Below are 13,641 nucleotides of genomic sequence, written 5' to 3'. Positions count from 1 at the left end.
AAACACCGTTGCAGTACTAGGGGGCACCCCTTGAGCGCAGGCATGCACGAATGCCTTACGTTCTTCCGGTTCGTATCCGTACAGAGCGACGGCCAGCCAGTTCACCAGATGCGTGACGGTGTAGCACTGGTCGTAGGTGCGGTGCTGGTCGAAGAAGTCGGCCTCGTCCTGTATGAGCTCGAAGCGGGAAGAGATCGCGAGGCCATAGTCGGTGAAGAAGAGCTGCCGGCCATCGGTCAGGATGTTCTCGAAATGGGCGTCGAAGTGCAGTAGTCCGCGCGCGTTCATGAACGAAATGCCGGCTTTCAGCTCGTTGTCCACCACGGCGCAGGTTCGCTCGGTTGCCTCGCCACCGGCCCCGATCTGGACGCCCAACCAGTCGTGCAGGTTCTGCGGGATGTACTCCAGGAACAGCATGAGGCTCGCCGTGGACTGCTGAAGAGCCTCGATCCGGCCGCGTACCCCTGATCCGCCTCCCCAGTAGGCGACAGCTCGATCCACATCGGCCAGTTCCTCGGGAAGCGGCTGGCCAGAGTCCGGCATCACCCGCCAGTGATACATCAAGGGGAAGCCCCCGTAGTCTCCCGCGACCACCCAGTTCGTCGTCATGGTGTGCACGGCCAGCTCCCGCCAGGCTCCGAAACCCGGGCTGCCGATAGTGCCGACGCCGTAGTGGCAGAAGGCCGGGAGTCCGAACAGATTAGCGGTGGAGTGGACATGTTCCGGCCGTCGCTCCAGATCGGTCAGCCGTACCTGCTTGACGAAGACCGGGGTTCCCTCGACTTCCAGCAGGACCGTCTGCCCGCCGATGCCCGACCCGAGCGGTGTGCCGGCGTCCACGAACTCGCGCAACCTGCGATCACTGCGCAGCGCCAGCGATGTGGAGACGGCGCCGTGGGCGGTCAGACGAGCAGCGCGGGACATGTCAGGGCTCTTCACCTATGCCTCCAGCCGTGCCCCGCCTCTTGTGCAACGGCTTCAACAGACACCGGGACGGGAGTTCAAAACCACCCTCCCACGTCGGAGCCGGTGCGGCGTGGCGTAACCCGGGTGCCCCCGGCGGCCGTTGGAATTGTGTGACCAATACCAAAGAGCGCACCGAGGACACCTGACCGCTTGTCTACCAGTGTCACCTGACGCTGTCCACGAGCACCGTCAACCACCTCGCCGGTCTGCTGCGGAGCCATCTGAAGGCGATTCGGTCCCGATGGCGGATCCTGCCGCCGGGGAAGATCGCAGTGATCGTCCTGGCCGTACTGCGCCATGACCAGCGCCTGGCCGACATGGCCGGTGGCAACAACGTGTCCGAGTCCACCGTCCGCCGCTGGCGCGACGAGCTGATCGGGCTGCTCGCCGCCCAGGCGCCGCGCCTGGACCGTGCCCTGAGGAAGGTCGCCAAGCAGGGCGGGGAGGTGGTCCTGATCGACGGCACCCTCATCCGCACCCAGCGCCGCACCGGGAGGGCTGACCGGCGGAACTATTCCGGCAAGCACCGCAGCCATGGCCTGCACTTCCTCGCCCTGACCGACGAGAGGGGCCGCCTGATCTGGATATCCGCCGCCCGGCCCGGCCGCACCCACGACAACACCGCCGCCCGCCACGACCACATCCTGGCCCACTTGCGCGCCGCCAGCCTCGGGGCGCTGGCCGACCTCGGCTTCCGCGGCCTGGACAACGACGTACGCGACCCCGTGATCGTCACCGGCTACACAGCCACCCGCACCCACAAGCTCACCCCCGGCCAGAAGACCGCCAACCGCGTCCTCGCCACCGGACGCGCACCGGTCGAACACGGCTTCGCCCACCTCAAGAACTGGCGGACCCTCGCCAAGCTCCGCACCGATCCCGCCCGCGCCACCCAACTCCTGTGCGCTCTGCTCGTCCTGACGAACCTCGAAGTCAACCGCTGACGGATGATCTTCTCCACTGCCTCCCGCCCACGACCAGCACGAGCACCCTGAGGACCGATCACACCAGCCCTTTGACCAGCGACTTCAAGTTGGTGGCAACTCACTCCAGGCCGTGCGCACCGACCGGTGCGCGGCGCGCGCACGCGATGCGCACCGGTGCGCTGTGGTGCGGCTACCGGTGCGCGCCTGCCCTGGAGTGCATCGTGCGGGCGCGCTCCAGGTGCTCGTCTCGCATCGTCTCCAGGGTGGTGGCGGTGTCCTCGTCATCGGGGTCGGGGATGACATCCACCGTGAAGCGGATGATGGTGCGGGCGATGCCCAGCGTGGCCGTGGTGGGGGAGCCCTGCGCCCAGTCCCGCAGCGCGGACAGCAGGATGCATCCGACCTCGTCCAGGGCGAAGGAGTCCGAGCACGGGTCGTCATCGTCCGAGACGGCGGTGGCGGGGAAGATGATGTCCTCGGCAAGGCGCAGCAGCAGGAAGGCCAGCTCCGGGTCGGCGTCCGCGCGGCCGGCGACGTTGCTCCCGCCGCCCAGCTGCAAGGTGATGACGTAGTCGAAGGCGCGCTCCACCTGCTTGGGGGGGAGCGGCGTCCGGGACGGGATCAGGTACGGCATGAGGTCTCCTCAACTGGCGGTCACCGCGTGGATCACGACGACTCCCCAGCAGGTTCCAGCCGCGGACCTGTGGACAGAGACCAGGGATTTCTCCCCCGCTCCACCGGATGCGGACGATGTGACTGGAAGCGCTTGGTGCCGGGTGGTCACGCTTGTTGGCGGAGCTGCCGAGATGGTCTCGTGAGCTGTGGCTTCGCCGGTGTGACTGAGCGTTCAGGTTCGAGGAGGGGCAACGGATACACAGGAGTCCTTCACCGCAGAGGAGAGGCGTCGGCGCACTCCGGAAATTCCAGTCACAAGGGCGAGCACGAACAGTGTGAGCCCCGTGAAGATCACGGGATTCACCCAGCCCGGCACCAGCTCGGTTCCCACGCCGTCCGACGTGACGCACTGGGCACTGACCGGCAGAGTCTCCCGCGTCACGATGTAGTCGCCCTCTGCTCCTTGCGCCGCGCACGTGTCATCTGGGTCCAGGATGTAGAACCCCGACATCACGCCCCACGCGTACGCGCCGAACGCCGCCGCGCCGGTCATGACCGCGATCAGCGCGCACGTCGTGACGCTCGGAAGGTGCCATCCGCTGCCCGGCAGCCGCTTGTAGGCCCGTCGGGCGAGCATCGTTGCGGCGGCCACAAACACCCACGGTGTCAGGAACGGCGCAAGGGCCAGGGTCAGGAACAGGAAGGTTGCCATGCCTGCCCAGACATCGCAGAGGAAGGACCGGTTCCGCCGCCCACGACCCTCAGAATGCTCAGTCACAGCTGGACATGACTAACTCGGGCCCGGGAGCCGCCATCTACCGTGACCGGGTCCCGCCAACACTGATGGCCACAAGCTCCGCGACCAGCCAGACCGCGCCGACCAAGCCGCCAACAAGCGTGTCCAGTCACAGACGATGTGACGACGCAGCACAGTTGGCAAATCAGCACGCTTGTTGGCAAACGTCGCTGATGTTGCTCTGGGTTACAGGCACCCGATGTGTCCCGTCGCATCCCAGTTGGCGGATTCTCGCGGGGTCTCAGCCGTGCTGGCGGATTCTCACGTCATCGCGCTCGGAGCGGCACCGCACCGGATGCGTCCGGCCTGCACTGCTGTCCTGTCGCGGATTTTCATCGGAACGCATTCATCCCGGTCAGCCTGCTGGAGAGTTCCCAGAGCCGGGATGCCGCCTCGGGGTCGGCGGCCCAGGGTTTGACTCCGCCGATGAGCATGTCGTCGGTGGCCGCCGGTTCAGCGATGTCACAGTCCTGGCAGTAGGCCCCTCCGTGGCTGTCGAGCAGCGGTGACGTTGCCGCCCACACGGCTGTCGCTGCGCCTTGCTCCGGGGATTTGAAGCCGTCGGCCGGCTTACCGTCTGGGGTCACCCAGCCCTGCACAAGCCACTCATCGCGGGGGATGTGACGCTGCAACGGCGTGAGGATACTGCCGGGGTGCACCGCGAAGGCGTGCAGGCCGCTGTCCGCGCCGAGGGTGTCGAGGTGAAGGGCGAAGAGCGCATTGGCGGTCTTGGACTGGGCATAGGCCAGCCAGCGGTCGTAGCCGGTGTGGAAGTGGATGTCATCCCAGCGGATGTCGGACAGGAAATGACCGGACGAGGCTACGGACACCACCCGGGTCCCGGCGGGGGCGAACGCTGGACGGAGATGTTGGGTGAGCGCGAAGTGGCCGAGGTGGTTAATCGCGAAGTGTGCCTCCCAGCCAGGACCGACACGCAATTCCGGGCAAGCCATCAGGCCGGCGCCGTTGATGAGGATGTCGAGGGGACGGCCCGTTTCCAGGAAGCGTTCGGAGAAGGCTCGGACGCTCTCCAGTTCTGCCAGATCGAGTGCGTACACCTCCGTCCTCGGGATGTCATGCAGGGCTTGTTCGGCGGTAGCGGGCCGGCGAGCGGGGACGATGACGTGCGCTCCTGCGCGGGCGAGAGCGCGGGTGGTCTCCAGTCCGAGGCCGGAGTAGCCGCCGGTGACAAGGGCGGTAGTGCCGGTCAGATCGATGCCTGCGAGGACATCGTCGGCCGTGCTGTGGGCACCGAATCCGGTGCCGATCTTCAGCTGCTTCGTGATCATGCCCGTGACGCTAAAACCTAGACCGCACGCTAGGTCAAGGTAAGTTGCGGCTGTGAGCAAGGAGGCGGGTGGCCTGTCCATTGGGAAGGTCGCCGAGACGACCGGGTTGAGCGTGCATGCGCTGCGATTCTTCGAACGCGAGGGCCTGTTCCTGCGCGAGATCCCGCGTTCCGGCGGCGGGCAGCGGATCTATGAACAGGCCGATGTGGACTGGCTCGTGTTGTGCGGTCGCCTCCGCGACTCAGGTATGTCAATCGCCACGATCAAGAAGTTCGCCGAACTTGTCCGGTCGGGGCCGGGTAACGAGACGGATCGCCTCGCTCTGCTGCGCGAGCACGAACGGAACGTGCGCGCCAAGATTGACGACCTGAACGCGAGCCTCGACGTCATCCACGGCAAGGTCGTCACTTACGAGCAGCACCTTCGGGACGGGACAGCAGTCGGGCTCTGGTCACCGACGCTGCCTCGGTGAACCGTTCCAGCCATTCAGGAGCGAGGCGTACCCCCATCGCCGACGCGCCTTCCGTGGAAGCCATCTCGTTTGAGAAAGCCGGAGGTCGGCTTTCTCAAACGAGATGGCAGTCCAACAGTTCAGCAACCTGCCACCCGCCAGACGTGCTGCGACAGGACAGCGGCTTGCGGCTTCCCGCCCACCAGCGGGAAGTGCGAGGAAATGCCACGTTCGTGAGACTGGGCGGCTGTGCCATCAGCCTGAGACAGGGCCACGTCGGCCTCATCGTGATCAGCAGCCCCGTAGAGCCCCCTGAGCGCCTCTCTCGCTGACGATCACCCGTCCCGGAGATCACGTCGTCCGGGGCGGAGATCGGCGCTCAGCGCCCCGCGCAGACGATCACCGACAGGAGAATCCCCGTGGGCATCATCGGCGACAGCCTCGACAAGGCCGCGGCCAACGTGTTCACCCGCCCGATCCCGAAGTCCGCCGGCGCCCAGGTCCGGTTTCTCGTCAAGCACGAGAAGGGCTCCACCCGCGCGGTCGCGCAGCACCTGGGCGTCTCCCAGCGCACCGTGGAGCGCTACCTGAAGGGCCAGATCAAGAAACCGCGCCCGGAGCTCGCCGCCAAGCTCGCTGCGGAGGTGCGCCGGAGCTGGCAGCCGCGGGTCCGCGAGCGGGCGAGGAAGCAGGCCGCGACAGCGACCGGCATCACGATCGAGACCAGGGCCCGGTTCGGGTTCACCGCCGCGCCCGGAACGACGGACGACGGACGGATCCGGCTGATTACCCAGCATCTTCCGCCCGTTTACGCCGACCGCCTTTTCACCGCAAAAGACACCGGAGCCAGCGAGCAGCAACTGCTGGTTTTGTCGCCGGGAGCCAGCAATGTTTGTTGGTCACGGCTGGGAACGGTCCGCCAGCAACAAGAAACGTGTTGCTGAGTTCTTCACTACTCGTGAATAAAGCCACACGAACCGACTGATCGCAACCACCCCAGCATCGGAGGACGGGGACAGGGCGAACATTGCGTGATGCGGCACTCGCTGATGTAGAGCAGGCAAGGCGGGATGAGGGGCATGCACCAACGGCTGCTTCGTCGTCTCTTGCTCGCGAGGCCCACGGCGCGGAGCTTGGGGGTGCAGAGGTACCTGAGCTGCGCGGCTGGCCTGCTGTAGGCGGTGACCGCTTCCGTCACGTTGCGTGGCCGACTCCGCGGCGACCATGGGCCCGGGATGTCAGGCGGGGGTAGTCGTGGCCGACGATGGCGGCGCGGCTCAGGTGCTGACCTGTCGGACGCCGTCGAAGCTGGTGACCAGTCATGCCTCGCTGTCGCCGGCAGGCGGATGCGGGTGATGGGGCCCTGGCCCGTAAGGAGGGCCAACATCGGCTCCAACTCCAGCCCGTCGCTGAAGCCGAAGTGGCACGGCGGCGCGTCTGGGACCGTCCGGGTCGCCCGGCCATCCGGGTGCGCGCGGGTGGCCGGACGACGAAGCCACCCCGTTAATGGGAATGTCCGACCGACCCTGTAACGCATTGTGTGATGCATCGTGCAAAGGTCGCGCTCCTTCTAAGCCGTGGCCGACGGCAGAAAGCGGTGAGGTATGTCCGCCGACCCCCTTCCCCGAGTTGATTCAAGGGACGCCTTTAACGTTCTCATTGTTGGCGCCGGCCCGACCGGCCTCACCCTCGCGGTCGATCTTGCCCGGCGTGGCGTACGCAGCCTCATCGTCGAGACGGCCGACCGGCCGTTCACCGGTTCACGCGGCCTGAGCCTGCAGCCGCGCACCCAGGAGGCCTTGGATGATCTCGGCGTCATGGACGCGCTGCGGGAGGCCGGCAGTCCCCTTCCGCCCATGCAGACCTGGCGCAACGGCTGCCGAGCGGGTGAATGGCGGTTGGTGGAACGCGACCCGCAGGCGCCCGTGTCGCGGTATCCGGTGCAGTGGCTGGTGCCGCAATGGCGGACGCAGCAGATCCTGCAAGACCGGCTCCTGGCATTGGGCGGGGCGGTGGAGTACGGCACTCGGCTGACGGCCCTGCATCAGAGCGACCAGCAGGTGCAGGCCGAGCTGACACAGACCGACGGCAGTAGCCGCACCCTGAACGTTGCCTACCTGGTCGGCGCCGACGGCGGACGCAGCACCGTGCGCGAGGCGCTGGGCATCAAGATGAAGACCGAGGGCGGCGCACTGCACGCGGCGGTGGTCGCGGACGTCCGTCTTGACGGCCTGGACCGCGACCACTGGCACATGTGGCCAGACGGGCCGGGTGGTGAACTGCTGCTATGCCCGCTGCCCGGAACCGACCAGTTCCAGCTCACCGCCCCGGTAGGCGACGAGGAAGGCGACCTCTGCCCGCAGCGGATCCGGGAACTGATCGCCACCCGCACCCACCTGCTCCCAACGGCCGTAACCGACGTCCAGTGGACCTCCTACTACAAGCCCCGCACAGCACTGGCCGAACGCTTCCGCGACGGTCGGGTCTTCCTCGCGGGGGACGCCGCGCACGTCCACCCGCCCGGCGGCGGCCAAGGCCTGAACATCGGCGTCCAGGACGCCTACAACCTGGGCTGGAAACTAGGCCAAGTTCTTCGCGGCAACGCCCCCGACGTGCTGCTGGACAGCTATGACGCCGAACGCCGCCCTGCCGCCCACGACGTCCTTGACCTCAGCGCCCAGCTCTACCGCCTCGGCCGCAAACCCGAAGGAAGCCGCGAGCGCGCCCGCCACCGAGGCCGCCTCACCCTCCTGCCAGTCCACTACCGCGACAGTCCCCTGAGCACCGAGGCCCGCGAACAGCTCACGCCCACCATCCTCCAAGCCGGTGACCGCGCCCCCGACCTCGCATACACCCCGGCAGCCGCAGCCGCCCACGACACCGCGCGGCAGCTCTTCGAACTGCTCGCCGGCCCCCACTTCACCCTGCTCGCAGTGGACAGCACACCACCCTCCGTACCGCCGGCCGTCCGCACGCTGCAGGCGACCGGCGGCGCCCTGGCGCAAGCCCTCGGCACAGGCCTGTTCCTGATCCGCCCCGACGGCCACATCGGCCTGGCCACCCAGAACCCGGCAGACCTCGAGCGCTACTACACCAAAGTCGGACTCGCCGCTGCCTGAGCGGCCCCAGCAGCCAAGGAGTGCTGCACCCTCGAAGCCGGGGGCGTCCACGCGCTCGGTTTCCTGCTGGAACCGCTCGCGCCACAGCCGCAGCGTTTCGGCGCAGTGCTCGCCGTAGCCTTCGTCCGCCGCGATGCGCAGGCTCGCTCACGCCGACTCCCGCGTCGATGGCGGCCATCGACGCGGTGGGACGGGTGTGGTCGGCTCTACGGCGGTCCCTATGGTTTCCCCTGCGGTCTCCCCTACGGTGCCCTACGCCCCGGTCGGAGCGTTTGTGCAGCTCAGACCCCTTGACCAGCCCGTTCCCGGTACCTCGACGACCCTCTTCTCACCTTCTTTTGTCAGTGGGGAGTGGTAGGAGTGGTGATCTTCGGGTTCCGGGGCGCCGGGCCGGCCTGACGCGCCGCCCGCCCCGGGCCGGCACAGGCCGGGCACAGGGAAGGGGCGGGGAACACGTGGGCGGGACGAAGACACGGCCCAACGGGTCGACGACGAAGGCGCGGACGTGGGTCCTGGCGGCGCTGGGGGTGGTGAAGGTCGCGACGGCCGAGCAGATCCGGCAGCTGACGTGCCCGGGCACCGCGGACGCGCAGACCGTCCGCAACGCCGCGAAGGACCTCGAGGTAGAGGGCCTGGTCGTCTCGCTCGGATCCGCGACGCGGATCAACGCGAAGGGCAACCGGGTATCCGAGAAGCTGTGGAACCTCACCACGGCCGGCCTTGCGGCCGCTAGCGTGGTCCTGGACCGTGAGGTGAAGGAGATGGGTGGCACGGCGAACGCGCGGTGCCCTCGGGTGCTCCGCACGCCAGGAAGGTCACGGACACGATCACCGCGTTCCTCCAGCCGGTGCCGGAGCCGACCCGCCCAGTCGTCCGAAAGAATCAACCACCCCGGTCTGTCCCGGCTCAGACGACCGTTGCGGAGTCCGCCCGGCCGGCGGGGCTGGGGACGCTGGCCGGGTGGGAGACGGAGGTCGTGTTGCCGGTGAGCGGAACGTTGACGACCCCGAGCAAGGGCAGTCCCCGCGCGGACGCCGTCTTGACCGCTCCACAGGCTGGTGTGCCGGTGTTGTTCGTGGAGGTCGACAACGGCACCGAACCCCGGGAGATCGTCGCGAACAAGATTCACAAGTACCGCAGGTTCTTCCGCCGCACGGCCAAGGACACCGACGGCCGGGACATCCCGATGTGGCAAACGCTCTACAGCGACCACAGCCGAGACCACAAGCGTGTGGGCTACCCACCGGTGGCGTTCGTGTTCACCGCCCAGGTCGGCCCCGAGGCGATGATGAACCGCATGAAGGCCGTCCGCGACCTCTCCCTGGACTCCTGGAAAGGCCAGTGGAACAGCGTCAGCCTCTACGGAGCCGGCGACAAAGACGGCTACCGCGACTACGACGACACCGTCCCCGTCATCGTCACCACCCTCACCCGCCTCCAGCAGCACGGCCCCCACGGCCCCATCTGGTGGCGCTACGGCCACTCCGACTGGCAGACCCTCGAAGCCGCTCTCGACAACCCCGACGACCACCGCGCCTTCCACGCCCGGGAAGAAGAACGCCGCGCCGAGCGCCGCGCCCGCGACGAGCGCGAGCAGCGGGAGCGGGAGGAGAGCAAGCGGCGGCGGAAGGCGGCTGCATGGGCGTGTCCGACCTGCGGCCGTGAGGTGCTTCCTAGCCGTGACGGCTGGGAAGCCGCACCCCCTGGCGGGGACTGTGACGTGTGCACCTCCGCCAAGGAGCGCGAGCGCCAGAAGGCCGAGGAGCGGGCCGCTGAAGAGGCGCGGGCGAAGGCGGAAGCCGAAGCCTGGCGCAAGGAGAACGGCATCTTCGGCTTCCTGCGACGGTGAAGCACCGGAGCTCTGCCGGTCTGGCACATCGCCACCGGTTCAGCCAGGTGTGTGCGGAGGGGCAGGGGCCCTGGGCCAGGCGCGGCTACCAGGGCCCCCTGTGCCGCGCGGGCATCCGTGGGGGGATTCATGCGCGCGTCGTCTTCACAACAGCGTCAGCGGCCCTCGGGTCATGGGCCGCGTCTTTTCGGGTTGTAAGGACGCTCTGGTGTGGGCAGACGGCCGATGAGTGGGATTGGAACAGTGCACGGCCTCCAGGGGTCGGCCGCAGTGAGTGGCGGTCGGCCCCGAGCCGTTCCCCCACTTAGCGGCTTGCCGGTGGTCAGAGCCAGGTGCCTTACAGGGCGCGGCGGTCGCCGGTGAGCGCGTAGCGGCGTGCGGCGACCTTGTCGACGGCTTCCTGCTCCGACAGGAACGCCGGGACGACTACGAGTGCGATCTGTCCCAGTCGGCTGCCGGTCATGCTTGCCCACCCTGCCGCAGAGCCGTTGAGCGTGGCGTCCCTTTCGGACAGGAGGGTGCTGCGATGCCGAACCGCCGGCCCCGGGGGTATCAGCCGCTGTGGAAGCCCCGCGCCCGTACGCGCGAACTGTTGGCCGCAGTGGACCGGGTGCTGGCCCGGTACGCGGCACAGTTGCCGCTCACGATCCGGCAGGTCTGGTACTCGCTGATCTCCGATGGGGTGGTGGTCAAGGAGGAGCGTTCCTACAAGCGTCTGGTGGAAGTCTTGGGCATGGCCCGCCGCTCGGGCCGGATCCGGTGGGAGGCTCTGCGCGACGACACCGAGATCAGGGCGGAGCCCATCGCCTACGCAGGGCCGGAGGACTTCCGGGCCGCGCTGCGCCAGGCCGCCCTGGATTTTCGGCTCGACCGGCAGGCCGGGCAGGAGGTCCGGCTGGAGACGTGGTCGGAGACAGCCGGGATGGTCAACCAGCTCGTCACGGTCGCTGACCCCTACGGCGTGCCCGTCTACTCAGGGAGCGGCTTCAACGGCCTGCCGGCGAAACGCGGCGCTGCGCTGCGCGCGGCGGCCGACGGGCACCGGGCGGTGCGGATCTTCGTGATCTCCGACTGGGACCAAAGCGGCGTCCATCTGTTCAGCGCGCTGGCTGAGGATGTCACCGCCTTCGCCGGCGTCGACGCTCCGGGCACCGAGATCGTGTTCGAGCGCCTGGCCGTCACCGAGCAGCAGATCGCCGACTACCAGCTGCCCACCGCGGCGCCGAAGACAAGCGACAACCGTTCGTTCACCGGCACCTCCACCACCCAGGCCGAAGCCCTGCCGCCCGACGTCCTCGCGGCCGTGCTCCGCGGCGCGATCGAGGCCCACCGCGACATGGACGTCCTGGACGAGCTCCTGGAGCGTGAGGAAGAACAGCGCCGTACGCTCCTGCACCGCCTCGGCTTCGATGCGCCCTGACGAACCAACGGTCTTGCCTTCGAGGCGGGCAGCGGCCAGCGGCGTGACCTGGCCGGCGAGGTCATTACGGCGGACCCTAATGTACGGGGTTTCGCAGACGAGGCAGACGATTGGCTCTGCGCTCGAGTGAGGGTCGCCGGATCCAACCCGCGCGGGGCTGCGGCACGGGTAGCGTCCGGAAGATGGTCGCTTACGCCCGTTTCGTCAAGCAGCTGATCTCCTCGAAGGTGTACCGCCCGGACGGGACGGTGGAGACGACGAAGGATCCGGCGGTGTGGACGCTGGCTCACCGCGGCTACAGCGGATCGGGGCGCCTGGACGTGTGGGTGTATCCCTCGAAGAAGACCGCTCTGCACGAAGGGGCGAAGCTCGCTATGACCTGTGGCATGGAGGAGGACGAGCAGGCCGCCGAATTGTTCGTCGCCGGCCACTACGAGCAGGTCATGAATCGCTACGAGGAGACCCACCCCGAGACGCACCTGCTGCGCGTCCAGGCGGCCTTCCTCCAGACCACGGAGCTGACCCGCGCCAGGGCAGCACTGTGAGTGCGAAGTCCCGGAGCCATGACAGTGGTCCGGGACTTCCCTCTGCACTCCACTTTCCGGCCGTTCAACGACCGGTCGCTGTACCGGTTACCGGCTGCTCATACCCGGATGGGGTGTGCCCCAGGCAGGGTGATGGCGGGCGTGAGGTCGGCCCGCTCTCGGCTTTTGGTGCCCGGTGGGCGCGGCTCAAAGTCTCCGGACGGCTTTTAGTGAGAGCTTGCCCCTTGGCACCTCGGCTAGTTTGAGCAGGAGTTGTGGTGAACTATTCGTGCCCGGAGAACGTCTGCCTGCCAGGGGGCGAGTTTTCGACGCAGGGGGAGTGGTTTCGTAAGTGGGAGTGGGGAACGTTTGTCGACGGGTTTGGGCAGCACTTCGCGATCACTGAGCCCAGAAATGTCGATGAGAACTGACAACGCTTCGGGAGGAAGTGGCCCTTCCTGTTTTCGGCAGGGTGATCGGGAGCCACCGGGGCAACGAGATCGGGAGCCAGTTGTGCTTTTGTGAAATCAAGCCCAGGAGGCTTTGCCGAGTCATCCGGCGAGATACACCCCCGTCACCTCATCGAGCGATGTCCGATGCGACTCCTGACGACGCTGGTACGTGGGCCAAGCGGAGGGCAGCGAATTCATCAGCGATCATGTAGTTGTGACTCTTAGCGAGACCCTCGATCGTGTGGATGCCGACCTTGCCGCGGGACGGGTCCCCCTGGCCCGGCAGCGGCTGCGAGGCCTGGTGTCCTCCTTCCCCCAGGACCTGCTGCTGCGGCGCCGTCTGGGCGATATCTACCGGCTGTACGGAGAGCCGGTGGAAGTCGGCCGGTGGATGTATCTCGAAGCGGACCGGGACCCGGCGGAGACGGCCGCTTTCGAGGAGCGGTATGCCATGCCGCTGCGGCGGATGCGGGCGCTGGCCTGGCATGCGCCTGAATCCATAGCCGGCACCGCGTTCGCGGCCCAGCAGCTGGAAGCCGTGCGCAAAGCCGGCTCGGCCTACCTCGGTCGCTCCGTCGAGTGGACCGCGATCCCCCTCGACCGCGATGACGAGCCGGAAGACGAGAGGATTCCGTTCACCGGGCGTCTCGTCGGCGTCGGCGTGGCTCTGGGCATGGTTCTGATGGTGCTGGGCTTCTTCGCCGTCTGGGTGTTCGGCTTCGTCACTTTCGTCCGCTGGCTCTGGCGGTAAGACGGACAGCAGCAACCAGACGCGCGCCCGTCGCAAAACACCCTCGATCTTGGAGCGTGCAGGGCGCGAGAGCCCACCAGGAGCAGACCGACGATGTCTTCGCGACCTCTCGCCCAGCCTGTGATCCGGTCGATTACCTCGTCGATCTCAGCGACCCGCTCCGACGACAGCGCGCTTGTCGGTGGGCCGGGGCGGCGCGTCAAGGGCGCTCTTGGGCGGCTGAGCGCCAGCTCGATATGTTGCGCTTCATCGCCCCGTCCGTGAACTCCAGCAGCACCACCGCCGTCATGTGGCTCTTCCAGTGCCGCAGTTCCGCCTCGTTGAACAGCTCCGGCTCGCCCGCCAGCGGCAGGTCGACGGAGGTGTGGTGTTTCGGCCAGATTCGCAGTGCTTGCTCGAACAAGCGTCCCACTTGGGTGGGCCTCTTTGGTGCACTTAGGCCGTGTCTTGTGGCCAAAGGGGAGGTCACGTCCGCTGGAGTGG

The 13,641-nt window shown here is 67.6% G+C and carries 14 protein-coding genes; 8 read left to right on the top strand and 6 right to left on the bottom strand.

Annotated features, from left to right (window positions below; translation table 11 throughout):
- Positions 1-924 (bottom strand): protein kinase family protein (locus tag J7E91_RS35535; protein ID WP_214911592.1); only part of this gene is annotated, 924 nt, incomplete at its 3' end.
- 314 nt (positions 925-1,238) lie between these two features.
- Between J7E91_RS35535 and J7E91_RS35530 the strand changes: the two genes are divergently transcribed.
- Positions 1,239-1,910, top strand: coding sequence for a transposase family protein (locus J7E91_RS35530; protein WP_308377578.1), 672 nt, complete (start codon positions 1,239-1,241; stop codon positions 1,908-1,910).
- 172 nt (positions 1,911-2,082) lie between these two features.
- Here the strand turns inward: J7E91_RS35530 and J7E91_RS35525 are convergent, their stop codons facing one another.
- From J7E91_RS35525 to J7E91_RS35515, 3 genes are all read right to left on the bottom strand, one after another.
- Positions 2,083-2,526: a hypothetical protein gene (locus tag J7E91_RS35525; protein ID WP_214911589.1), complete on the bottom strand. Its 444-nt coding sequence runs from the start codon at positions 2,524-2,526 to the stop codon at positions 2,083-2,085.
- A gap of 213 nt (positions 2,527-2,739) precedes the next feature.
- The gene (locus J7E91_RS35520) at positions 2,740-3,219 is read right to left on the bottom strand and encodes a hypothetical protein (protein WP_214911587.1); all 480 of its coding nucleotides are present in this window, start codon (positions 3,217-3,219) and stop codon (positions 2,740-2,742) included.
- Between the two features lie 416 nt (positions 3,220-3,635).
- A complete protein-coding gene (locus J7E91_RS35515; protein WP_214911585.1) occupies positions 3,636-4,592 on the bottom strand; it encodes an SDR family NAD(P)-dependent oxidoreductase in 957 nt (318 codons plus the stop codon).
- Between the two features lie 52 nt (positions 4,593-4,644).
- Between J7E91_RS35515 and J7E91_RS35510 the strand changes: the two genes are divergently transcribed.
- From J7E91_RS35510 to J7E91_RS35495, 4 genes are all read left to right on the top strand, one after another.
- Positions 4,645-5,064 carry a MerR family transcriptional regulator gene (locus J7E91_RS35510; RefSeq protein WP_214911584.1) on the top strand — a complete coding sequence of 140 codons (420 nt, stop codon included), beginning with the start codon at positions 4,645-4,647 and terminating at the stop codon, positions 5,062-5,064.
- Positions 5,065-5,462: 398 nt separating this feature from the next.
- Positions 5,463-5,987, top strand: a complete 525-nt coding sequence (locus J7E91_RS35505) for an XRE family transcriptional regulator (protein WP_308377577.1) — start codon at positions 5,463-5,465, stop codon at positions 5,985-5,987.
- A 660-nt stretch (positions 5,988-6,647) separates the two neighbouring features.
- Positions 6,648-8,162 (top strand): FAD-dependent monooxygenase, encoded by a 1,515-nt coding sequence (locus J7E91_RS35500; RefSeq protein ID WP_214911582.1) that lies wholly within the window; start codon positions 6,648-6,650, stop codon positions 8,160-8,162.
- Positions 8,163-8,946: 784 nt separating this feature from the next.
- Complete coding sequence (locus J7E91_RS35495; protein ID WP_308377576.1) at positions 8,947-10,011, top strand: replication-relaxation family protein; 1,065 nt, start codon at positions 8,947-8,949, stop codon at positions 10,009-10,011.
- Between the two features lie 337 nt (positions 10,012-10,348).
- Here the strand turns inward: J7E91_RS35495 and J7E91_RS36940 are convergent, their stop codons facing one another.
- A complete protein-coding gene (locus J7E91_RS36940; RefSeq protein ID WP_285439181.1) occupies positions 10,349-10,474 on the bottom strand; it encodes a hypothetical protein in 126 nt (41 codons plus the stop codon).
- A gap of 63 nt (positions 10,475-10,537) precedes the next feature.
- Between J7E91_RS36940 and J7E91_RS35490 the strand changes: the two genes are divergently transcribed.
- From J7E91_RS35490 to J7E91_RS35480, 3 genes are all read left to right on the top strand, one after another.
- The gene (locus J7E91_RS35490; protein ID WP_214911578.1) at positions 10,538-11,431 is read left to right on the top strand and encodes a hypothetical protein; all 894 of its coding nucleotides are present in this window, start codon (positions 10,538-10,540) and stop codon (positions 11,429-11,431) included.
- Between the two features lie 182 nt (positions 11,432-11,613).
- The gene (locus tag J7E91_RS35485; RefSeq protein ID WP_214911576.1) at positions 11,614-11,976 is read left to right on the top strand and encodes a hypothetical protein; all 363 of its coding nucleotides are present in this window, start codon (positions 11,614-11,616) and stop codon (positions 11,974-11,976) included.
- A gap of 645 nt (positions 11,977-12,621) precedes the next feature.
- Positions 12,622-13,158, top strand: a complete 537-nt coding sequence (locus J7E91_RS35480; RefSeq protein ID WP_214911574.1) for a DUF6584 family protein — start codon at positions 12,622-12,624, stop codon at positions 13,156-13,158.
- Positions 13,159-13,357: 199 nt separating this feature from the next.
- On the opposite strand, the gene J7E91_RS35475 is transcribed toward J7E91_RS35480, so the two are convergent.
- On the bottom strand, positions 13,358-13,561 hold the full coding sequence (locus J7E91_RS35475) for a hypothetical protein (protein WP_214911572.1): 204 nt from the start codon (positions 13,559-13,561) through the stop codon (positions 13,358-13,360).
- Positions 13,562-13,641 lie beyond the last annotated feature (80 nt).

Origin of the sequence: Streptomyces sp. ISL-99, from assembly GCF_018614005.1 — a bacterium.
Classification (GTDB): Bacteria; Actinomycetota; Actinomycetes; order Streptomycetales; family Streptomycetaceae; genus Streptomyces; species Streptomyces flavidovirens.
This window is presented reverse-complemented; position numbering and strand designations above follow the sequence as displayed.